The 18,336-nt window shown below is 50.7% G+C and carries 25 protein-coding genes and 3 pseudogenes; 4 read left to right on the top strand and 24 right to left on the bottom strand.

The window, feature by feature from the left end; translation table 11 throughout:
- Positions 1-81: 81 nt before the first annotated feature.
- Genes traB through traA form a run of 5 tightly spaced genes read right to left on the bottom strand, consistent with a single transcriptional unit; the run spans position 82 to position 3,410 of the window.
- Positions 82-1,446: an F-type conjugal transfer pilus assembly protein TraB gene (gene traB, locus KGP25_RS26480; protein ID WP_223540783.1), complete on the bottom strand. Its 1,365-nt coding sequence runs from the start codon at positions 1,444-1,446 to the stop codon at positions 82-84.
- Positions 1,433-2,173, bottom strand: a complete 741-nt coding sequence (gene traK, locus KGP25_RS26475; RefSeq protein ID WP_223540782.1) for a type-F conjugative transfer system secretin TraK — start codon at positions 2,171-2,173, stop codon at positions 1,433-1,435. The genes traB and traK overlap by 14 nt, the downstream gene beginning before the upstream one ends.
- On the bottom strand, positions 2,163-2,726 hold the full coding sequence (gene traE / locus KGP25_RS26470) for a type IV conjugative transfer system protein TraE (protein WP_223540781.1): 564 nt from the start codon (positions 2,724-2,726) through the stop codon (positions 2,163-2,165). Before traE ends, traK begins: the two co-directional genes overlap by 11 nt.
- A gap of 17 nt (positions 2,727-2,743) precedes the next feature.
- Complete coding sequence (gene traL, locus KGP25_RS26465) at positions 2,744-3,049, bottom strand: type IV conjugative transfer system protein TraL (RefSeq protein WP_223540780.1); 306 nt, start codon at positions 3,047-3,049, stop codon at positions 2,744-2,746.
- A 1-nt stretch (position 3,050) separates the two neighbouring features.
- The gene (gene traA, locus KGP25_RS26460; RefSeq protein WP_223540779.1) at positions 3,051-3,410 is read right to left on the bottom strand and encodes a type IV conjugative transfer system pilin TraA; all 360 of its coding nucleotides are present in this window, start codon (positions 3,408-3,410) and stop codon (positions 3,051-3,053) included.
- A gap of 343 nt (positions 3,411-3,753) precedes the next feature.
- On the opposite strand from traA, the gene KGP25_RS26455 reads away from it, so the two are divergent.
- Positions 3,754-4,527, top strand: coding sequence for a helix-turn-helix domain-containing protein (locus KGP25_RS26455; protein WP_223540838.1), 774 nt, complete (start codon positions 3,754-3,756; stop codon positions 4,525-4,527).
- On the opposite strand, the gene KGP25_RS26450 is transcribed toward KGP25_RS26455, so the two are convergent.
- The 4 genes from KGP25_RS26450 to traM are packed head-to-tail and all read right to left on the bottom strand — an operon-like array spanning position 4,513 to position 7,073.
- Complete coding sequence (locus KGP25_RS26450) at positions 4,513-5,766, bottom strand: HAMP domain-containing sensor histidine kinase (RefSeq protein ID WP_223540778.1); 1,254 nt, start codon at positions 5,764-5,766, stop codon at positions 4,513-4,515. The genes KGP25_RS26455 and KGP25_RS26450 overlap by 15 nt on opposite strands.
- Positions 5,767-5,778: 12 nt before the next feature.
- Positions 5,779-6,240 carry a molybdopterin-dependent oxidoreductase gene (locus KGP25_RS26445; protein WP_223540777.1) on the bottom strand — a complete coding sequence of 154 codons (462 nt, stop codon included), beginning with the start codon at positions 6,238-6,240 and terminating at the stop codon, positions 5,779-5,781.
- A gap of 3 nt (positions 6,241-6,243) precedes the next feature.
- Positions 6,244-6,681 (bottom strand): GNAT family N-acetyltransferase, encoded by a 438-nt coding sequence (locus tag KGP25_RS26440; RefSeq protein WP_223540776.1) that lies wholly within the window; start codon positions 6,679-6,681, stop codon positions 6,244-6,246.
- Positions 6,682-6,698: 17 nt separating this feature from the next.
- Positions 6,699-7,073 carry a conjugal transfer relaxosome DNA-binding protein TraM gene (traM, locus tag KGP25_RS26435; RefSeq protein WP_223540775.1) on the bottom strand — a complete coding sequence of 125 codons (375 nt, stop codon included), beginning with the start codon at positions 7,071-7,073 and terminating at the stop codon, positions 6,699-6,701.
- 469 nt (positions 7,074-7,542) lie between these two features.
- On the opposite strand from traM, the gene KGP25_RS26430 reads away from it, so the two are divergent.
- A complete protein-coding gene (locus KGP25_RS26430) occupies positions 7,543-8,019 on the top strand; it encodes a transglycosylase SLT domain-containing protein (protein ID WP_223540835.1) in 477 nt (158 codons plus the stop codon).
- Here the strand turns inward: KGP25_RS26430 and KGP25_RS26425 are convergent.
- The 15 genes and pseudogenes from KGP25_RS26425 to KGP25_RS26835 all read right to left on the bottom strand — a co-directional run bounded on the left by KGP25_RS26425 (position 8,009) and on the right by KGP25_RS26835 (position 17,602).
- On the bottom strand, positions 8,009-8,539 hold the full coding sequence (locus KGP25_RS26425; protein ID WP_223540834.1) for an antirestriction protein: 531 nt from the start codon (positions 8,537-8,539) through the stop codon (positions 8,009-8,011). The genes KGP25_RS26430 and KGP25_RS26425 overlap by 11 nt on opposite strands.
- A 623-nt stretch (positions 8,540-9,162) precedes the next feature.
- Positions 9,163-9,992: pseudogene (locus tag KGP25_RS26420) on the bottom strand (N-6 DNA methylase).
- Between the two features lie 42 nt (positions 9,993-10,034).
- Positions 10,035-10,298, bottom strand: a complete 264-nt coding sequence (locus tag KGP25_RS26415) for a hypothetical protein (protein WP_123061038.1) — start codon at positions 10,296-10,298, stop codon at positions 10,035-10,037.
- Between the two features lie 85 nt (positions 10,299-10,383).
- The gene (locus KGP25_RS26410; RefSeq protein WP_123061037.1) at positions 10,384-10,728 is read right to left on the bottom strand and encodes a hypothetical protein; all 345 of its coding nucleotides are present in this window, start codon (positions 10,726-10,728) and stop codon (positions 10,384-10,386) included.
- A gap of 53 nt (positions 10,729-10,781) precedes the next feature.
- Entirely contained in the window at positions 10,782-11,189 is a 408-nt protein-coding gene (locus KGP25_RS26405; protein WP_223540833.1) for an ammonia monooxygenase, read from the bottom strand.
- A gap of 1,079 nt (positions 11,190-12,268) precedes the next feature.
- The gene (locus KGP25_RS26400; RefSeq protein WP_223540704.1) at positions 12,269-12,394 is read right to left on the bottom strand and encodes a type I toxin-antitoxin system Hok family toxin; all 126 of its coding nucleotides are present in this window, start codon (positions 12,392-12,394) and stop codon (positions 12,269-12,271) included.
- Positions 12,336-12,485, bottom strand: a pseudogene (locus KGP25_RS26395) (DUF5431 family protein); the annotation flags it as partial. The pseudogene KGP25_RS26395 and the gene KGP25_RS26400, both read right to left, overlap by 59 nt.
- Positions 12,486-12,638: 153 nt before the next feature.
- The gene (locus tag KGP25_RS26390) at positions 12,639-12,947 is read right to left on the bottom strand and encodes a hypothetical protein (protein WP_223540832.1); all 309 of its coding nucleotides are present in this window, start codon (positions 12,945-12,947) and stop codon (positions 12,639-12,641) included.
- A 71-nt stretch (positions 12,948-13,018) separates the two neighbouring features.
- The gene (locus tag KGP25_RS26385; protein ID WP_223540831.1) at positions 13,019-13,342 is read right to left on the bottom strand and encodes a theronine dehydrogenase; all 324 of its coding nucleotides are present in this window, start codon (positions 13,340-13,342) and stop codon (positions 13,019-13,021) included.
- Entirely contained in the window at positions 13,339-14,067 is a 729-nt protein-coding gene (locus KGP25_RS26380; RefSeq protein ID WP_223540830.1) for a plasmid SOS inhibition protein A, read from the bottom strand. Before KGP25_RS26380 ends, KGP25_RS26385 begins: the two co-directional genes overlap by 4 nt.
- Entirely contained in the window at positions 14,064-14,495 is a 432-nt protein-coding gene (gene psiB / locus KGP25_RS26375) for a conjugation system SOS inhibitor PsiB (RefSeq protein WP_223540829.1), read from the bottom strand. Before psiB ends, KGP25_RS26380 begins: the two co-directional genes overlap by 4 nt.
- A gap of 42 nt (positions 14,496-14,537) precedes the next feature.
- A complete protein-coding gene (locus tag KGP25_RS26370) occupies positions 14,538-16,547 on the bottom strand; it encodes a ParB/RepB/Spo0J family partition protein (protein WP_223540828.1) in 2,010 nt (669 codons plus the stop codon).
- A 70-nt stretch (positions 16,548-16,617) separates the two neighbouring features.
- The gene (locus tag KGP25_RS26365) at positions 16,618-16,851 is read right to left on the bottom strand and encodes a DUF905 domain-containing protein (protein WP_223540827.1); all 234 of its coding nucleotides are present in this window, start codon (positions 16,849-16,851) and stop codon (positions 16,618-16,620) included.
- A 51-nt stretch (positions 16,852-16,902) separates the two neighbouring features.
- Positions 16,903-17,460 carry a single-stranded DNA-binding protein gene (gene ssb, locus KGP25_RS26360; RefSeq protein WP_223540826.1) on the bottom strand — a complete coding sequence of 186 codons (558 nt, stop codon included), beginning with the start codon at positions 17,458-17,460 and terminating at the stop codon, positions 16,903-16,905.
- 28 nt (positions 17,461-17,488) lie between these two features.
- Positions 17,489-17,602, bottom strand: a complete 114-nt coding sequence (locus tag KGP25_RS26835) for a single-stranded DNA-binding protein (RefSeq protein ID WP_341869130.1) — start codon at positions 17,600-17,602, stop codon at positions 17,489-17,491.
- A 192-nt stretch (positions 17,603-17,794) separates the two neighbouring features.
- Here KGP25_RS26835 and KGP25_RS26830 point away from each other — a divergent pair.
- Positions 17,795-17,937, top strand: a pseudogene (locus KGP25_RS26830) (hypothetical protein); the annotation flags it as partial.
- On the top strand, positions 17,877-18,098 hold the full coding sequence (locus tag KGP25_RS26355) for a hypothetical protein (RefSeq protein WP_345790651.1): 222 nt from the start codon (positions 17,877-17,879) through the stop codon (positions 18,096-18,098). The pseudogene KGP25_RS26830 and the gene KGP25_RS26355, both read left to right, overlap by 61 nt.
- The last annotated feature ends 238 nt before the right edge of the window (positions 18,099-18,336 follow it).

Here is an 18,336-nt window from a genome sequence, read left to right as displayed (position 1 = left end):
CGCTACCGCCCATCCCTTTTACGTCTTCCAGGGCACGAACATTTCCGGTTTGTTTTATTTCCGCCTTCTTTCCGGCGGGTTTTACTGCGCTACAGTCGCCGTCTGACCCACTTGCTCAACCGTGTCGCCGACTTTAAAGTCCTGCAGCTGCCTGAGCATTTCCGGTGTACTGGTAGTCATGGCGGCAGGAACTGAAGCAGAAGACGGTGAGTTTTGTTTCTTACGTGCAGCCGCTTTCGCGCGCGCTTCTTCCAGCGTTTCGAGCTGGAAGCCGTCCTGGAAAACCAGCGTGACTTCATTGCCCGCGCCGATGGGAATGACGGGGTGGTACTGTTCGGCGCGTTTGATGTAGTAATCTGAGAGTGTTTTTGCCGCTGAACTGGCCCCACCACCGAGACCTGCCTGAGCGATATCTCCTGCGCCCAGGCTTGCAGTGGCGCCAATACCGACCGCTGGTGAAGCGGCTTTTTCGATACCTTTTCCAATACCGTCGAGGAAGCCGGCGCCACCTGCATACAGCAGGATCTGGCCATTACGCATAACCACTTCGCCCTTTATGCCGTTTTTCCCCATAAATGACACATGACCTGCAATCTTCTGGTCGATGTTGTCATCACCCAGCTTGCAGCTGATTGAACGGGTTCGAACGATCGCACGTTCACTCGAAACATCCCCCCATGCCTCCAGGGTCACAAAGCAACCCGTCAGGTCGAACTCTTCATCGTTAGGCATCTGAACTTTGCCGGTCAGACGCAGCTGCATCGGAGCGGTATTTTTATCGCCGGTCACGGACGCATTGGCATCCGCCCCTTCCACGATGATGGCTTCAGCAAAACTGCCGGAAGAAATCCACGGGAAACGAGGCTTTTTCGTCCCGGTATCCGGCAGACTGAATTCCTGACTGTCCATCATTCCCGGACGCTGAACGGGGGTCATCACCGGTGCAGCTGGGGCCTGTCCGCCGCCTGCTGGCCAGAAACTGGTCGGGGGAGGAACATTACCCGCCGGTGCAGCTTTACCCTGAGAGGCCAGCGCTCCCGGCAGTGGTTCTCCACTGAGGGATTCAAAATTCTTCCCGGCTTCAAGCTGCGTCTGTAGCAGCTTGTTTTCATCTTCAAGTTCGCGGATACGATCCTGAGAACCTTTCAGATCACGGCCTATAATCCCCATTTCCGTACGCAGTTTTTTAATTTCAGTTTGTGTTTCCTTGTTAAGCCGCTGTGCTTCCGCAATGGCCGAACGCTGAACTTTGTTATCGAAGGACTGATTGACCACGCCCGTCATATTCGGCGCGGGTTCTCCTTTTGGTGTTTTAGCGGGTGGCGCTTTCTTCAGGTTCATCTCTGAAACCATCCAGGTCCCGACAACGCCTGCACCAACCCCCAGAACAAGAGCGATAAACAGTGCAACCTGACGACGGCGGATGACTTTGTTAACGTTGGCCATCTTCACCCTCCCCGTTTTCACGGATAACGGTGACGGTCATTCTTCCTCCTCCCATCAGAGTCTGGGCGTTGTTATCAAACATCACGGCACGAATGCCGGGCTTCCAGAAGTCCTGCTCCCGCAGCGCCACACCCCAGGTACTGGCATTACGCAGTTCATAACGATCTGCACGCAGCTGGTCGCCCGCCCAGGCTTTCAGGGGGGTAACAGAAAAACCACCGGGGAGACGAATACCGTCAGAAAGAGGTTTCACTTCGCCATAGCCATCAGGCATGTTTCCCGTCAGTACGGCGCGGTTAAGGCTGATTAGCAGCTTTTCGTAGGTCTGAGCGGTTTCCCATTTACGGGTTTCAGGCCGTGAGGGCGGTTCAGCGCTCATCATTCGCCAGACACGGCCTTCACCTTTTACGGGAGTGGCCACGACTGAGAACGACTGGCCCAGCGCAGTTTCTACAAAAATCGTGAAAGTACGGGTAGCCACAGAGGTGAACAGCACGCCACCTGCCGAGGTCAGCCGCTTGTCTGCCAGCATTCCAGCTGGCGCCGTGATGGCGGTGACTTTGTCACCAGGGATAAAAATCATGTTGGGGTCGGTATTGCTGATATTCAGCCGGAACTGCCCGCCCTGTGGCAGGCTTATCGTGGCAGGTGACTGCGCCTGCGCAACCTGGTTAACAACGACCATCATGGCTGTACCAAACAATAACGCCGGAATGTTATTTTTCATTTTTGACCTCGTAGAACCGGCCGATACGGGTAAAGCCCCCGGCATACTTCAGACGAAGCCGGTAGGTTTTTATTTCCGTGGAAGGTTTTGAGTTTCCAATCCACATTTTCAGCACGCCACGAACATCGATGCGACCGTCAACGGGATAGACATTAATTTCAGTGGTGTAGAAGGTTGAACTCACATCACTGGCTTTAATCTGCGCCGCCTCTTCCTGCAGAACCGGATTAAATTCTCCCCGGACGTCAGGTTCGACAAAAGACATCAGAAAAGCGTGGTTGGAATCGACCGTTTCAGGCGAGACATTGAGACGCAGGGCCAGGAATGACAACGTCATCATCCGGAAAAACTCGGTATCTGCTTTTGTTTCAGAAACAGCGAAAGGAGCACTGTATGTCATAGGCGTGACAACAGTTCGCTGTTCATGGATAAGGCTTCTGTTGGTAATAGCAAGCCATCCAGTGGTGAATGCAAGAATAAACACCAGAAACGTTAACCCAAGAATGATGATTGCAATCATTTTTGTGGATGAATTACGTGCACTGATTTCCATAAATGGCCCTGCGTAATTTATTTAATCCATTTCCTGAAACTGGAATCCGGAATAACGCGGTAAACAACACGAAACAATTCGACAGGAAGATGCCAGTAACACCAGTTGTATAACCAACGGGAACTTTTACCGCGTTTAGCCGCTTTAATAAGCTGCCAGACGACACCGGCAATAATCAGACTAAAAAGATATTTTTTGGTGAAAAAACCCCACAACAAAACTGCTGATGCGGGGATAGCTTCATCAAATGGAAGTCCGATTATGCGGTTCTGGTCTGACAACGTTTTCGGGAAACGGTATTTTTCGAGGTCGTTTCCCGTCATATCAGCCGATGAAGGACATACCTACGGTGGTGAAGACGATAACCACAACCAGGCCGAGCAGAATCAACAGGTTTTTGGTGCGAATATACATCCCTACACCGACGACGAGTTCTGCAATGATGATACACATCATGACAAACGAGTCTGCCCCGAAGGTCGCACGTACATCATCCTTCCCGCCAGCGAGCAGGTCGGTGGCATTAGCCATTTGTCCGACACCCAGAAGCAACAGAGGTGACAATGCAGCCAGACGAGAAAGTACTTTTTTACTGGTCGCACCACGCCATGCCATCTGGCAGTACTGCCATGCACGATTTTTTACAGGCGCAGAGATACAGCCTTTCATTAAAGAAAAGTTCATAACAACTCCAATTATTAAAATTAGCGAATGACATTGCATGCATGACAAGAAATCTCACACAACAAACTGAATAATATAGACTTTCTTAAAACCTCCTTAGCGACAGGTAAGATTTAGCTTAAGTTCATTATGCACAAACCACAACAATAGTGAATGGATTTTGAGTGTTTTTTACCTTAATGGCGAGTGTTTTGTGAGTTACATCATAAAATCAAACTTCGATAAATTTTAAAAAAACTATAAATTTCACGGATTTATTGCTATAACTAAGATATAAATTTGTAATCCGCATAGTGGTAAGTCTCACTAAATACCACTGCGAAGAAAGTGGAGCTGAAAGGTGATGCCAACTAATCACATTGAGCAAATCAAAAATTTATTACTAAACAAAGGGATAGCTGAACATAAACTTGCTTCAACTATTTCATCAATCCTTGGAATTCATTACAATACTGCTAAACAAAAACTTGATGGCAAAAGGTCATTTGCCTTTGAAGAGTTAAAATCTATTTTTTTGTATTTCAATGAAGACATCATTCCGCAAAAAAAACATAATTGCGTTTATATTATAAATAACATTCACAAACGATGTAATGTAGATGTTGAATATGTAGGCGAAATAAATAATCTTAATGAAAATGAAACATACGCCATAAAGAAAGATGATATATACATTATTAATGGAAATATAAAACCAGAAGGGAGTGAATATTATAAGATAGTTTCTATAGATTTTTTGCCAGCACCGGAAATTGCTATTCTTGATAATCATGATGACATATTAAATGTGTTATCAAAAATATCTAATAGATATGGAATTAACACAAAAACGTTTAATACTACTGACCAACTAGAAAAATCGATGAAAGATCATACCTATGATGGTTACATTCTTGACTGGTTGCTGGACTTTAATGAAACACCAGAAAATCTAATTTGTAAAATAAGAACAAAACAAAATCCCCCATCATTTATTATACTCCTGACAGGGGAATTAATTCATAATGAAAAGCAGATTAGCAAAATGATAATAGACTATGGTATCACACTCCTTGAGAAACCTACAAAACCTTTGATTTTATCTTCATTTCTTTTATCGAAATTATTTTTTATCTGAATCTAAAGGAAGGAAAATAGAAAATGAAGAACCTTTAGATATTTCAGATTTAGCTCTAATCATACCCTTAAGGAGCTTGGTGTAAGCTTTAACAATCGTAAGTCCCAAACCAAGCCCCTGCCTTGTATTTTGCTTAACCCCCTGATTAAAAGCCTTAAAAAGACCATCTAAATCATTTTTACAAAAACCACTCCCATTATCAGAAACCTTTATAATCAATAAGTTATTACTAACCTTTAACATCAATCTAATATTCCCCTTCCTTGTATTTTTGTTAGCATTATCAAGTAAATTCATTATTATTCTATACACCTTATATTTATCCATATTAACCTTTACATTACAATTTGTTTTTTTAACTAAAAATAAATTATCGTTAATAACGGAAAATGATTGGCAAACCTCAGAAATCAAATCAGACACGGAAAATAATGATTTATGTGATTTTAAAATCCCCAGCTCAAATCTGGAGTAATCAAGGATCTCCCTTGTTTGCTCCGTAATTTTGTTTGAATGATATATTATTCTCTGAGCCTCCTCCTTCAAATCCTTTTCTGAAATTTCATTTACAAGAATATCTGATGAAATACATATTGTTTGCATAGAGGTAGCTAACTCATGATAGATTGTAGAAATAAAAATATTTTTCCTCCTGAGTAATTCTCTAAGATAAATAACATCAGCTATAGATATCAATATCATAACAAACCCCAAAAAGACAGAAAATATTGAGAAAACCTGAGCACTATTGGCATTTTTGTTTATAATTTCCTTAACCTCAGTAAAATTTGATATTTGTATTTTATATATTATTTCAATTAACTTTACCACAGTTATATCCATATCATCCATGTAATTTAAAAGAATTTTGTACTTACTACTATCATTTTCATGCTCAAGAGTAAGCCTCCTTAAATTATCAAACTGTTTTTCTAACACTTCAATATGATTCAGAAAATCCTTATTATAGTAAAAGGAATCAACTAATGAAGATCTACTCTTAAGAATCTTAATTTTCGACTGTAGTATATTTAGTTTAAGCTTATAATCATCTATATCCTTATGCAAAAGAGCAACCCTTGCTTTTTCAAATGAAAGAGAAAGAATTTCCCCGGCAGAATAGTTGTCAAGATTGGGCTCTATTTCATGATATCTTGTTTTTACTTTTTCAAAGTTTACATAAACAGAAAATATAGATAATGACAATAGCACGAGCAAAACTGTAAATAATAATGCCATTTTCCTCCCCATTTATTCAATCTCCATTTTCTTTAACTGAACAACAGTCCTTGCATTTATTTCAAGTTTATTAACCCCATTACACCCTCCCCCTGGATATACAATAGCAAACGGACCGAAATTTTCTACTGTCATGTATTCCCCGTTAATCTTATAAGCAATCATAACACTACAACGCTCAAGCTCACTTAAACTTATCGAGTAGGAATAATCATCCCATGCAAACGCACGAAGATTTTCTCCTTTTATATTATATTCTTTTATTAATTTTTTAAATGAAACCCCAGTGTAAACACCACCTCCCATGTAATTTGTTTCTGATTCAACTGAATATGATTCTAACCTTTCAAGATCAGATCTTTTTATAACTACAGTTTCACCACCAGGTTTAATTAACTCTAAATTGCTATAATCCACTTGTGAGTTAGCCGTGGAAACTAAAAGGAAAGAAAAAAAGATAATCCAAATTCTCATAAACTAAACCTCTTTTGATTTAAACATTTTAAGCTGACCAAACTCATCAAAACCATTTGAGACCCAACCATTTTTAATATAAAAAGACTCTGCAAAAGATCCAGAATCAGTTGTTAAATATACATTATCAGCACCTTTATAGAAACACCAATCTGTAACTAACTCTAAAATTTTAGTTCCAACTCCCATTAATTGAAACTCAGGTCTTACGAACAAACCTCCAATAATCGGCTCTGGAATAAAAACAGCAAATCCGTACCCTATAAAAACATCTCTATAACGGCATATCCACCCCCCACCTTGATTTATATCCTCAATAGCCTGTTCTCTCAATAGATATTGAATCTGGTGAGGGTGTAAAATATTTTCTAAAACAGAAAACCTAATATCATACAAGAAAGGCAAATGATTCACAGATAGCTTATCATACTCAAAAGACATTTTAATCACCTTAGAAGTTAAACATTATCTTCAGGAAAGAAAATTCCAACATTTTCTTTAGCAACCTTATCAATAAATAGCTTAATAGTTTGTCCGTCAAATTTACCACTAGCTACAGACTCCTCACTAAGCATATTCATTCTCATAATTTCACTACACATAGCCCTGACTCTAACCAAACTGTCCAGCATAACCTTGTTGTACTCCATCTGGTTAAAACCGCCTTCCTTCCTTTCACGTTGTATCATGTAAACCCGTAACCCCAGTTCCAGCAGCATTGAAGACACGTTAGAGAAAGAAGCCTCTTCCACCCCTTCCTGTTTTCTGAGAAGAACAAGATCTGAAATTTTTTCGTACACATTATTGTTACAGTAAGTCTGTATTTTTGGCATTTTGTTATCCAGATAAAAATTGTTTTTGTTCGTTACTGTTGTGATTCACATCCGATTCACTTAATTTAAAATAGCGATTCATTGACGAATCAATCAGACAAAACAGCGATTCACTTATAGCAAAAAACGCGATTCGAATCTAGATTCGAATCGCGTTAAAATATTGATTTATGTGGAGTGAATCACATATGAATCTAGATTCGAATCGGATACGATTCATATACGATTCGTAAGCGATTCATAAATTCATCCTAGGTTTAAAAATACCATCTTATAAATTCCATAAACCAATGTTTTTAAAGACGAATCAGGCAAGATGCAATCTTGCGACGGGTGTGGGACTTTGGAGTTAAGGAGCAGGGTTAGACAAATTTGTCATCCGGGCAGGGTTACGCATATTCCGGCATTGCCGTTTTTTTTCGGAAATGGCACTCTAGACGAGGGATATGTCAGATATGGAATATTGCAGATGAAGAATGTTCTTCTCGCTGGATTACTCGTGATTACCTCTCCTGTCATTGCTCAGGACTGTTTTGACATGGCGGGAAGGGATTACCATATTGAACCTGATTTATTGCGTGCAATCTCTTTCAGAGAGTCATCATGGCGCCCTGATGCAATGAACGTTGTCAGCAATCAAAGTTACGCTGTCGGTATGATGCAAATACACTCGCAGAATTTTTCACATCTGGCTCAGTATGGAATCACGGCTGGTAATCTTTACAGAGATCCCTGCATGAATATCTATACGGGTGCCTATTATCTCGCAATTGCTTTTAAGCGCTGGGGATACTCCTGGAGGGCAGTAGGAGCTTATAATGCAGGCTTTCGTGAAACGGAGGCACAGGAGAGGAAGCGACAGAAGTACGCAGAGGAAATCAGAGCTATTTATGCCGGAATCAAAAAAATGCGTCACCTGAGTGACGCATCAGCTGTTAATCAATAGCTCGCCATATTAGCTCGCGTTCCGGATGCTGAATAATGCTGACATAATCCTTTAGCGCATCCTGACGGGCGATGAGATGATTAAGGACCGTGGCATATTCCGGCCCCATATCTGACACCTGCCATGATAGCCAGTTCATTATCATCAGGGTAGAAATAATTCCTGCTGCATCAGCACTGACATCTGCCTCAAAGTAATTACCGGGAATAACCATGTTATAGCGCTGTTCACCTTCTGGTGCGATATATCCTGTTTGTGCGGTGGTGAACCTGACACAGTTCGGAGCCACGTTTCCGCCAGTACCCTGCGGAATAATCCAGTAATTCCAGAAACCACCATCGTAATCTGAATGCTGACGTAACCAGCTGACAATCATGTTATCAGCAGAAGGCGTAAAAAAGAGCGCGGGAATAAAATCAAGACGTTCATCGCCATCTGTAATACAGTAGCGCTGTCGTTCATCGATTTTAAATTGTTCGGCTGATTCACGAGTGGCGGTTTTGACGTTTAATGTGTGCATTCTGCTTTTCTCCTCATTGGGTTATTACATCGTTCGACTTCATCACTGAGCGGCAAAGGGCAATGAGCAGCTGACGGGGAGGAAATAAAGGGGCGCGCAGCGTTTATATACCCCTTTATTTCCTTCCAGGCTGATGCTAAAAGCAGCCCTCCCCGAATTGATGAAATCGGGCGATAGTCACACCAGGAGAATGCGCACACCCCGGAACGGAAAATCGCCGCAGGACGAATTACCGTTACGGACATCAGAGCGGCGGTAACTTATTACCGCCACGGTGAAAGCGGCGCATCCTTTCAGGATGCAGCAAGCGTGATTTTGAATTTGCGTCAGGATGGACGCCCGAAGGGCAGAGACAGCTTGCTGGCTCTGTTCACGACAGCCGTGTCCCGTCAGGGACGACGCCCGGACTAATATTCATTATTTTCAACGCAAGGAATAAATAGCAGATAAGATAAACAGCAGTATGCCGGATGAAATATCACAGGTCTTCATAACTAATAATGAGAAAACCACGCGCCGGAGTAATATGGGCGGCGCGTAGCGCTGCCTGTATTACTCTGCGCCACAGGCGCGCGGCCTTTGAAGCCACGAAAGGCAGGGTATTCCCCTGCCCTTCAGGATAGTTATGCAGCTTTATTCATGCCGCGCATAAATTCGCGCATGGCATTAATTCGGCGCTGTTCCTCCAGGCGCTTCTCAAAGTTGTTGATGTAGTACACCGGCGTATACCTGACCCTGTTAAGCTGCATCGTCAGCGTATTGCCCGTGACCACCTCAGCAGGAATACCCAGCAGGGATAGCTGGATAAAGGCCATATCCGCCGCGATCGGATCAATATCGATGCAGCTACCGAACATGTGCTCAGACGTGTTATAGCCCGCCTCCAGCAGATATTCCGCATACGCCACAATCATTCCCGCCGCACCGCTTGCCGGGTCGCTGACGGTCACGAATCCCTCACGGCGTATCGTTTCGTCAACGTCCGGCATCAGCAGCCTCGCCATTAGCGACTGGACGTGATACGGCGTGAAATACTGCCCGTTGCGGTCGTCGCCCAGCTCAAGCTCCATGAAGATCGCGCTGAGAAAGTCGTGAAATTTCGCCTCCAGTGCGCAGACCATCAGGCAGAAAAGCGTATGCAGGTTGCTGATATCGCCCCGCTGTACTTCGCGCAGATTTTGCGGCTCTGCTCAATATTCTCCGGTGTTCTTATCCGCGCCATATCCAGCTCGCTGGCGGCCAGCGTGATAAAGTCACTGAACACCTCCCAGCGGCGCAGGCTGCGGGCGGTATCCCTGAACACGCTGATAAACTGGCGGCGGGCTTCGTCAGTGGTCATCATCCGGTGCGGTATCGTCTGTGCGTTCACGGCAGGCAATACGGGTTTAGCGGGGGTCACTGGTGCGGCCTCTTTCGCCTGGTCAAAGAAGCGGGCAAAACTGAGTTGAGACATATTTCCTCCTCAAATGCCGCCCCCTGCGGGGCGGCTCCTCCGTCAGTTAAATGCCCGCTTCAGTTCAAGCGTGCGTAACACCTGCCCCCACTCGCTTCCGCGCATGGCAGGAATGCGAACGGCGCGCCCCTTCTTCAGGCAGTTCGCAATGTGACGACCCAGCGCCCGCATTTCGGCGCTGATGTCGTCACGGTCGATATCACTGCGTTTAATGCGCACCTGTCTTTTTACGGGTGCGTTTTCCGCCTCACGCATCTGGACATACAGGGCGGTCGGTGTAACAATCGAAACTTCACTGAATTGCATGGTTTGTTCCTTTTGGTGAAGGCCGGATTCGTTGTTTCTCAGGCGTGGAATCCGGCGGGTTAAGGCAGGCGAAAGCCTGCTTTTCTCATTTCTGGCGCTGCATCTCCCCCTTAACGCGTGCCAGGATCTCCGCGTGGTCAAGGTTGCTGTAGTCGCGCATCCGGTAATAACGGATACCGATCCGCGCATAGATTTCGGTCACGTTGCCGCAGACCATCTCCGCCAGCATGAAGGTTTCACACTCGCCGTTCTCACTGCTGCGCCAGTTCATCGGGTACATCAGCCCCAGCGCATCATGGAAGGCGTGCACGTCGATTTCAGCGGGCGCTTTCACCGCCGCCTTCTCGCGGTTCAGCCAGTACGCCCGCTCTGCATCAGCAGTGGCCTCAATTCCCAACAGGGCGGAAGATTCGGTCAGGTGTAAATGCATGGAGTTCTCCTTCTCTGGTTGATGGCGACATGCCCTGCCGCCGTGGGTTATGCTTATGGACGGGCTTCCAGGCGCAACATGGCCTGAGCAAAATTTATGTTGTTGCAAAGGTCTTTACGCGCGATGTCCCATGCCTTTTGCCCGATAACGCCGTATAAGCGGATGGCATGAACCTGAGCCTGCAACCACGGCTGCACAACATGAAACGACACAAGCGGGTATGAACGTTCCCAGCACAGCACGCCTTCCCTGTGAACGTTGTCGCTCATCAGGCTGAGAAGACGCAGGATTTCTTCCGCCTCATCTTTCTGGCTCAGCTGGAGATTCCAGACCTGACACAGCTCCAGCAGGTATGACTTTTGTTCTGCGATAACACAGGCCAGACGCGCTTTCGGGTCTGAACCCCATCTTCCGGTAGATTCTTGAGCGGCGGTTTTGAAGTTGACGTTTCGTGTGTGCATCCTGGTTTTCTCCTGTGGTGATGGTTGTCCATCTCCCTGGTGAGTTCTCTCGCGGCAAGGGCCGAGTAGCTACGGCGGGGCGGCAGGAGAAGGGCGGAGACAAAACTTTTTGCGCCCCGCAAAAAGTTTTGGCGGAGTGCATTTCACCCTTCGGATGACGACACGACGGTGCTACGAATAGCCCTCCGCGTGAGGACGCACGGGGGATGGCTTCACCGGGGGAACAGGATGCACACACCCGACACGTCGGAACGGCGTGGCGCCATTAAAGCGACGGCATCAGCCGACGCGGTGAAGGCGTTCCGGACGGCACGGCCGGAGAAGCCGAAGCCTTTGACCTTAGCCATCAGACCCTAGCCGTATGGCACGAACCCCGAAGGGGTTCGGCGGAGCCCGGCGGGTGCGTCAGCGGCCGCCCTGGCGGAGTGGGGCTCGACGACCGGACAGCAGCGCTGGCCGGGAGCCGAAGGGGGCCGTGCGACAGGAAGTCGTTTAACATATTGTTTTACTTTGATAAAACCAGCTATTCCATTAGCTGTAGCCTACCGGAACAGGCGTTGCTGGCAGCGGCGGGGTCTGAAGCTCCCGGGACAACGAGATCGGGCGTCAGCCCGGGGAAACCTGCACGTACCGTTCTCAGGGGGCGGCGGCGCAGTAATGCGCTGCTGCTACCCGACATCGCCCTGCCCGTTTTTGGGTTATGGCCATAACGGAGCTGCAGCTGAGAAAGTTAACCAGCAGGACGTCGGATATGACGCCCGGGATGAAGAACACAGGGAAAACAATCCTGAAGCCAGGCACAGGCAGGTAACTCATGGCGCTCTGACTTCAGCAAAATCAGGCAGGAAAGGCTGGAGTGTGGACAAGGCGGAGGGAGCAGAGGGGCAGCGCCGGAGGCGCGTCCCCCTTCCCCTGTTCCCCGCAGGGAAACAGTCCTTCCCGGAAGTTCAGGCGTGCGGTCGCGTCAGGAAGGAAAAAGGGGCTACCGGCGAACCGGCACCCCCTTCATAAAGGCGCTTCAGGCATGTCAGAGCAACTCAGCACCTGAAAAGGCTGGGTTTCCCCCGCCTCCAGGTAGCTTACTTACCGGATTCGTAGGCCATAAAAGCCGCCACCTCCCTGTTCGTGTCCCTGTACCGGATTTCGCAGAGCGATTTTCGGGTCAGGTAAGTGAATATCAGCAGTGTGAGACACACTATCAACACGCACCAGAGCAGGGTACTTCGCGGCAGTTTCATAGCTGACTTCTCCTTGCCTTTCGGCAGGTAAGCGGCTAATCTGATGTTGTTCAGGCATACAGACTAAGCCTCGTGGTTAATGAGAATTAACTTCGGGGCTTTCTGCTTTCTGCCGCACAACAAGGAAACAAACCACCTTCACGTCATGAGGCAAAAAGCCTCAAGCGCCACGTCGATTATACCGGGCAGATGCTCTTTCTGACCAGGAATATCATTGGGCTATAAGCCACCCAACGGCACGAATAAGCAGGCAGAACATGTAAAAAATGACCGTCGCAGTAAACATCCCGATGACTATCGCCTGAGACACTTCCGGAGCACCTGACCACATACCGTCACTCCTGAACACCAGGAATGAAAATAACGCACCGAGTCCGGCAAGAGACAAAAACTGAAGGATATATGCCCGCTTCCGGGTCATAACAACACTGATGATGAGATATCCGTATCCTGCGCTAATCACAGCCATTAAAACAAACATTCGCAAAAAATGAGTAAAGGCATACTGAGCTTCTGTCATAACTGGTTTCCATTCCGGGTAAGTTGCACTGATACATTCACAGACTTTAATCCGCGTATTATATAACCGATTTACGCTGGTGATATTCCACGAAAGTACTCAGGCCGTGCCGTCAGTTCCCGCTCAATGAGTTCATCAGCAAACAGGCGCGCAATCCGGTTCACGCGACGTTCCAGATTCCGCCGACGGGCAGCCGCTTTTCGTTCATCACTCCAGCGTCTTATCTGCCTTTCATCCAGAAAATCTAGGCACACAGCATATCCGCCCCCGGCCACCCACAGCGACATCACGGACTCAGGAGCGGGCTTTCCTGCCTCCACCACTTCTGACGCCAGCTCAGGTTCACCGGGACAGGGACCGGGACGCTTCCGGGGCAGTGAGTAACGCCACTTCATCCCCGCCCCCGTATTGTCAGCTTGTTGGGTACCATCCAGCGCTCCAGCTGCCTGACAGACTCAGTGCTTTCCCGCGCCAGCGCATCCGTTTCAGCCATCACCGTCCAGAATGGCTGGCTCTCAGTCATCCAGCGCTCCACTGGCGCCAGTGACGGAAAACGCTCGCTCCAGCGCCAGAACATCTCCTCAAGGTCGTACTGGCGCAGTTCAGTCCCTGACCAGCGCGCGCTCCAGCTGCTGACCGTCTCCGGAGTATGGAATGCCAGCTCAATTTCTGCCTGACCCGCCAGCGCCTGGTACGCGCGCTCACGCTGACACTGTTCTTTTTGGCGCTGGCGGGTGTATTTTTCATCCCGCAGCGCGTCCTGACAGCGAACGCGTTCGGTCTGCTGAAAGGCAACCTCCGGAAAGAGGCGCTGACCGGCACCGACAGGAAGCGGCAGCCAGCAACACGTCCCGCGGCTTTCAATCAGGGCATCGATGGCACTGAGCCAGCTGTCCCTGCTGCCCCGCATCTCCCGCGCCGTCAGCAGCGGCGCAAAATAACGGATTTCCCTGACAGTGATGCGCGTGCTGCCCGTGAGCCGGCGAAAAAAGGCGCTGGCATACGGGTACGCCGCTGATACCGCGCCGCGCGACCGCCTGCGCTCAACCTCCGCGATGGCCTCCATCGCGGCGCGTCGCTCAGGGCTGAAGGGAACCAGAGAGAGATGCGAGGGGATCATGCCGCGCCCTCCGCTGCCAGAATGCTGATGATGCTGGCCTGACTGTATCCGTCCGCATCGAGACGCGCCGTCAGGCTGACGGTGTGGCTGACAAGCTCCGGCTGGTAGCCGCTCAGGGTACGAATAACGGAGAACGGGCGACCGCTGGCGGGAACGAACACCACCATCCACGCCGGACTGATGCCACCGGGACTGCATACGGCAAGATGATACTGCCCGTGGGAAGGGGTAAAGCGTATCTGTACGGGGAAGAACCCGCCAAACTCGCTGCGGTACTCGCCGTTCATGCCCCAGTTTTCAGGGCAGGACAGGTCACGCATGACGGCGTGGGTCAGTTCGCGGCGGTAGTCCTCGCCGCTGTCGCGCCAGTCCTCAAACTCATCACAGGACATCGTTTTCAGCACATCGGGGGTCAGAACAGTTTGCATGGGTATCTCCTTATCGCCGCCCCGCAGGGCGGCGCTCCGTTATCAGGCGGCGTGTGCCGTGTTGGTGGTGTCGTTGTCAGGGCTGTCGGCATCTGAAACAGCGTCGTCAGCACCGGACTCACCCGCTGGCTCTGGTCCTTTCAGCCATGCCGGAACCCAGCGGGTGTGCTGCATGAAGTGCTCCGCATGCGCTGCGGCGTCGCCCTTCTTCATCTTCTCCGCGTCACCCGCCGCGCCCGTCAGCCCCGCCTCTTTCAGGGAGGCGACAATCTGCGGATGTTTCAGGCTGCCGAAGTAGTTGTCCTTCGTCGGCTGCCACCAGTCGCGCAGGTGGAACCCGATTGCCGCCTCGACCGCATCGAGGGTGCTGCGCGAGGTGTGCCCCATATCGCGGGTCTGTACCCCGTCAACGGAACAGGCCGTGCAGAAGGCCATAAGCGACATCAGCACCTCGCCGCTCAGGGTGAAGAAGGTGGTGAAGTCCTTCTCCCAGCCTTCCGGCAGCAGGGCTTTCAGACGTGCTTTCTCTGTCATAAGGAGGTCAAACGCTGCGCCGCTCTTACCGGACGGGGCATTCTCCGTCAGGCTGCCGTGAGACACGGTCAGGCTGATGCGGAACGGGTGCGTCGTCGTCAGGCAGCCTGAAAACACGCAGGTACACATGCGCCAGACCATCAGCGCCACCGCCTTTTCGGGCTGCTGCATCAGCGCCGCCTGGACTGCCAGCGTACGCTCGGAGGTCATTTTCGTGAGCAGCGGGACGCTGATCCCCTCTGCGGCATCGGTATGACGCGAGGTGAACGGCACCGTGACGCTGCCGGGTTCGGTTTCTTCCGGCATATCCGCTTTCAGGCGCACACCGCGCTGCACGTACACCCGCCCTTCGTACAGGCTGACCATCACCCCCGCGCCAGATTTCATGTCCTCAGTCCACGCGCTGACTTCTGCCGCCTCCTGAATGGCGAGGATGTCCGCTTCGATCGCATCCGACTCGTCGCAAACGCTGTCATATGTGTCGTACTGCTCCCGCAGCGCATCAAGACGCTGCTGCTGCTCAGGGGTGTACACCGGATCGGGTTCAACGGGCTGAACGAACACCTGACCGTCTTCGCCGTGGTACCAGATGCGGGCTGCACGTCCGCGACTCCATGCCCAGCCCTCACGCTGCTGAATGTCCAGAGCGATAAGCTCCAGCTTCTCCTGCACCAGACGCTCAACCAGCACGCTGTCAGCCGTGCCGTCGCCCTCGTCCTGGCTGAACAGATCTTCGCGGACGTAACCTCCCGCCGCCTCGTAAGCCTCGCGCCCGATGAAGCGGAATTTTGTGTTGTCGGTGCGCATCTCGGTTTCGGTAATGGCGCGTTTAATCAGGTGTGCGGGCGCGTTTGACCAGCTGGCCTTCACGCTTTCGAATACCTCTACCTGACGGGCAGGGTCGTCCTCCAGACAGAGCGCCTGACACTGCTCAACGGTCAGTTCGTCCTGCGCGAACTTCTCCATCAGGGACGGCGCGAGATTTGCCAGCTTCAGCATGCGCTGCACGTGTCGGGAGCCGAAGCCGAGCGCATCACCAATCTGTGCGGGGCTTTTACCCTGCTCTGCTAATGTGCGGAAACCTGCGATTTGCTCGGCAGGATGCATGGCGGCGCGCTGCTCGTTCTCAGCGACGGAGGCAAGGGCAGCAATGTCGTCTGAGACGCGCTTCACGGCAACGGTATAACCGGACGGGAGACGGTTTTCTTCAGCCAGAAGCTGCATGGCGGTGAGTCGGCGGCCACCTGCGGCCACGCCGTATTTACCGTCCGCCAGCGTGTGCACAATCAGGTTCTGCAGCAGTCCGAGCGCCTCGATGGAGTCGGCCAGACCGCGAACGCTGTCCACAGAATACGGGATAGTGCGCACGTTCAGCGGGGATTTAACGAGATCGGACAGCGGAACATACTCGATGACGGCGGCCTCAAGGGCGGCTTTCAGGGCTTCTTCCTGCGCCTTCGTGATTTTTTTGCTGCTCGCTTTTTTGGGTGCTTTTGCTTTAACATCGGTTACTGACATAGTTGATACCTCACTGATTGATGATTGTCCGGCCCTGCGGAGTTACCGCTCCGGCAGGGCACCTTCTTATTTACTGCTGTTTACGAATACCGTAACGTTCGATGTAACGGTTGAGCCATTTCCCGGCATCCGCTTCAAAATTCCACGCGCGCCATACCATTACGCCGTTCTGACAAACGACCAGGCGAAAATGTTTACCCTGATCGTCCTCTATCGCCACGTTGGTGTACTGTGCCGCCACGGCTTCAGCCTGTTCGCGGGTAAAGGTGTCATCCGGTAACGGTCCGGCGTTATAAATGCTCATGTTTTCTCCTTTTCCTGCCCCGCATGTTGCGGGGCGTTTTCATCATGCAGGTCAAAACGGGGCATCATCATCCATCGGCGGATAATCGTCCGGTAACGGCTGCGGCACCTGCTGAGACGGCGCGGCGCTCTGACTCGCTTTTCTGCCGCCCTTCGCTTTCGGGGATTTTTCAGGAGTGCCAGCAGGTTGTGCCGCAGCGCCAGAGTTCTGCGGTTGTGCGGGCTGCTGCGGTGCGGCACTCTGTGGCTGACCGCCGTCACGACGCCCGCCGAGCATCTGCATGGTGCCGTTCTGCCCGACCACGATTTCGGTGACGTAACGGGTCACGTCATTGTCGTCCTGCCAGTTACGGGTACGCAGCTGGCCTTCGACATACACCTGAGCACCCTTGCGCAGGTACTCCCCCGCCACTTCCGCGAGCTTGCCGAACAGCACGACACGGTGCCATTCGGTGTTTTCGCGCATCTCTCCGGTCTGCTTATCGCGCCAGGACTCAGAGGTGGCGAGGCTGAGATTAGCCACCGCACCGCCCCCAGGCATGTAACGGACTTCCGGGTCCTGCCCCAGATTGCCCACGATGATGACTTTGTTGATGCCGCGTACTGTCATGATGAATCTCCTTCCGGTTGTTTTGCCTTTAAAAACCATCACCCGTTGAGTTGCCGGGGCCGCGGTTTTGACGTTTTGCGGGGACCTGCTGAACGCTCCCGCTGGTTGTTACCTTCACCCGTTTGAGAGCCGTTCGCCGCAGGGGCGTAAACGACCACGGCCCGGTGCAGGTGTCCGGGGTGAGCGGTCAATTTTTTTACGGTCTAATGAAGCCTGCGGAATGGCCGGAAAAAATTTATCGCGAAAGGCTTCGCCGTCCCTGGACAGCCAGGCGGGTTGTGGTTGTCTCAGCCCCGGCGAAAGGACTCAAAAGGGTGAAAAAACCAGGCAAGGAATGAGCAGGAACCCGCCGCAACGACGGAACGCGCGGGCGCGAAACGGCGTTGCGCCTTACAGCCCGGCGTCAGTTTGCCGGGGTGCAGAAAGCGCAGGATACGGCGCGTGAAGGGCGGCGTGACCGGAACGGTCGCAGCAAGCCTGCCGTTGACGTTGCGACAGAGGGATGGAAACCCGCAGCCCCGGAGGGGCCGGGCAGAGACAGCTATGCTGGCTCTGTGCGGAGCATGACAGCCCCGGTTCCCGCCAGGGAAGTCGCCCGCAGTCATATCGCTCAGGAAGAAAAGCCGGCAGGACAGTGATATCAGCCAGTACGCCATCGGTGTGGCCACAACCAACAACGCCAACGCAGAGATTATCACCGGAACAGAAATAAGACCGACCAGCTGCAGCACACCGGCATTCATCCCCTGACACCACCGTAGCATCAGGCACTGGCGGAGATACGCGGCGCCGCAGGCGCGGCGTACTTCGCCGGCAGGCAGCGCCTGCCAGGGTTTTCCGCGCAGGCTGACAGCCGATTAAGGCGAAACACCGCCC

This window comes from Enterobacter sp. JBIWA003 (assembly GCF_019968825.1).
GTDB lineage: Bacteria > Pseudomonadota > Gammaproteobacteria > Enterobacterales > Enterobacteriaceae > Enterobacter > Enterobacter quasiroggenkampii.
The sequence above is the reverse complement of the archived record's forward strand: the minus strand, read 5'-3'. Positions and strand labels throughout refer to the sequence as shown.

What these genes read in the sequence shown, in the direction of transcription:
- KGP25_RS26430 (WP_223540835.1), top strand. Translation starts at nt 7,543, where the DNA reads ATGAAGAATGTTCTTCTCGCTGGATTACTCGTGATTACCTCTCCTGTC.
- KGP25_RS26425 (WP_223540834.1), bottom strand. Translation starts at nt 8,539, where the DNA reads ATGCACACATTAAACGTCAAAACCGCCACTCGTGAATCAGCCGAACAA.
- psiB (WP_223540829.1), bottom strand. Translation starts at nt 14,495, where the DNA reads ATGCAAACTGTTCTGACCCCCGATGTGCTGAAAACGATGTCCTGTGAT.
- KGP25_RS26405 (WP_223540833.1), bottom strand. Translation starts at nt 11,189, where the DNA reads ATGCACACACGAAACGTCAACTTCAAAACCGCCGCTCAAGAATCTACC.
- KGP25_RS26370 (WP_223540828.1), bottom strand. Translation starts at nt 16,547, where the DNA reads ATGTCAGTAACCGATGTTAAAGCAAAAGCACCCAAAAAAGCGAGCAGC.
- KGP25_RS26410 (WP_123061037.1), bottom strand. Translation starts at nt 10,728, where the DNA reads ATGCATTTACACCTGACCGAATCTTCCGCCCTGTTGGGAATTGAGGCC.
- traK (WP_223540782.1), bottom strand. Translation starts at nt 2,173, where the DNA reads ATGAAAAATAACATTCCGGCGTTATTGTTTGGTACAGCCATGATGGTC.
- KGP25_RS26415 (WP_123061038.1), bottom strand. Translation starts at nt 10,298, where the DNA reads ATGCAATTCAGTGAAGTTTCGATTGTTACACCGACCGCCCTGTATGTC.
- KGP25_RS26365 (WP_223540827.1), bottom strand. Translation starts at nt 16,851, where the DNA reads ATGAGCATTTATAACGCCGGACCGTTACCGGATGACACCTTTACCCGC.
- traL (WP_223540780.1), bottom strand. Translation starts at nt 3,049, where the DNA reads ATGACGGGAAACGACCTCGAAAAATACCGTTTCCCGAAAACGTTGTCA.
- KGP25_RS26380 (WP_223540830.1), bottom strand. Translation starts at nt 14,067, where the DNA reads ATGATCCCCTCGCATCTCTCTCTGGTTCCCTTCAGCCCTGAGCGACGC.
- KGP25_RS26390 (WP_223540832.1), bottom strand. Translation starts at nt 12,947, where the DNA reads ATGACAGAAGCTCAGTATGCCTTTACTCATTTTTTGCGAATGTTTGTT.
- ssb (WP_223540826.1), bottom strand. Translation starts at nt 17,460, where the DNA reads ATGACAGTACGCGGCATCAACAAAGTCATCATCGTGGGCAATCTGGGG.
- traE (WP_223540781.1), bottom strand. Translation starts at nt 2,726, where the DNA reads ATGGAAATCAGTGCACGTAATTCATCCACAAAAATGATTGCAATCATC.
- traM (WP_223540775.1), bottom strand. Translation starts at nt 7,073, where the DNA reads ATGCCAAAAATACAGACTTACTGTAACAATAATGTGTACGAAAAAATT.
- traB (WP_223540783.1), bottom strand. Translation starts at nt 1,446, where the DNA reads ATGGCCAACGTTAACAAAGTCATCCGCCGTCGTCAGGTTGCACTGTTT.
- KGP25_RS26455 (WP_223540838.1), top strand. Translation starts at nt 3,754, where the DNA reads ATGCCAACTAATCACATTGAGCAAATCAAAAATTTATTACTAAACAAA.
- KGP25_RS26450 (WP_223540778.1), bottom strand. Translation starts at nt 5,766, where the DNA reads ATGGCATTATTATTTACAGTTTTGCTCGTGCTATTGTCATTATCTATA.
- traA (WP_223540779.1), bottom strand. Translation starts at nt 3,410, where the DNA reads ATGAACTTTTCTTTAATGAAAGGCTGTATCTCTGCGCCTGTAAAAAAT.
- KGP25_RS26445 (WP_223540777.1), bottom strand. Translation starts at nt 6,240, where the DNA reads ATGAGAATTTGGATTATCTTTTTTTCTTTCCTTTTAGTTTCCACGGCT.
- KGP25_RS26440 (WP_223540776.1), bottom strand. Translation starts at nt 6,681, where the DNA reads ATGTCTTTTGAGTATGATAAGCTATCTGTGAATCATTTGCCTTTCTTG.
- KGP25_RS26385 (WP_223540831.1), bottom strand. Translation starts at nt 13,342, where the DNA reads ATGAAGTGGCGTTACTCACTGCCCCGGAAGCGTCCCGGTCCCTGTCCC.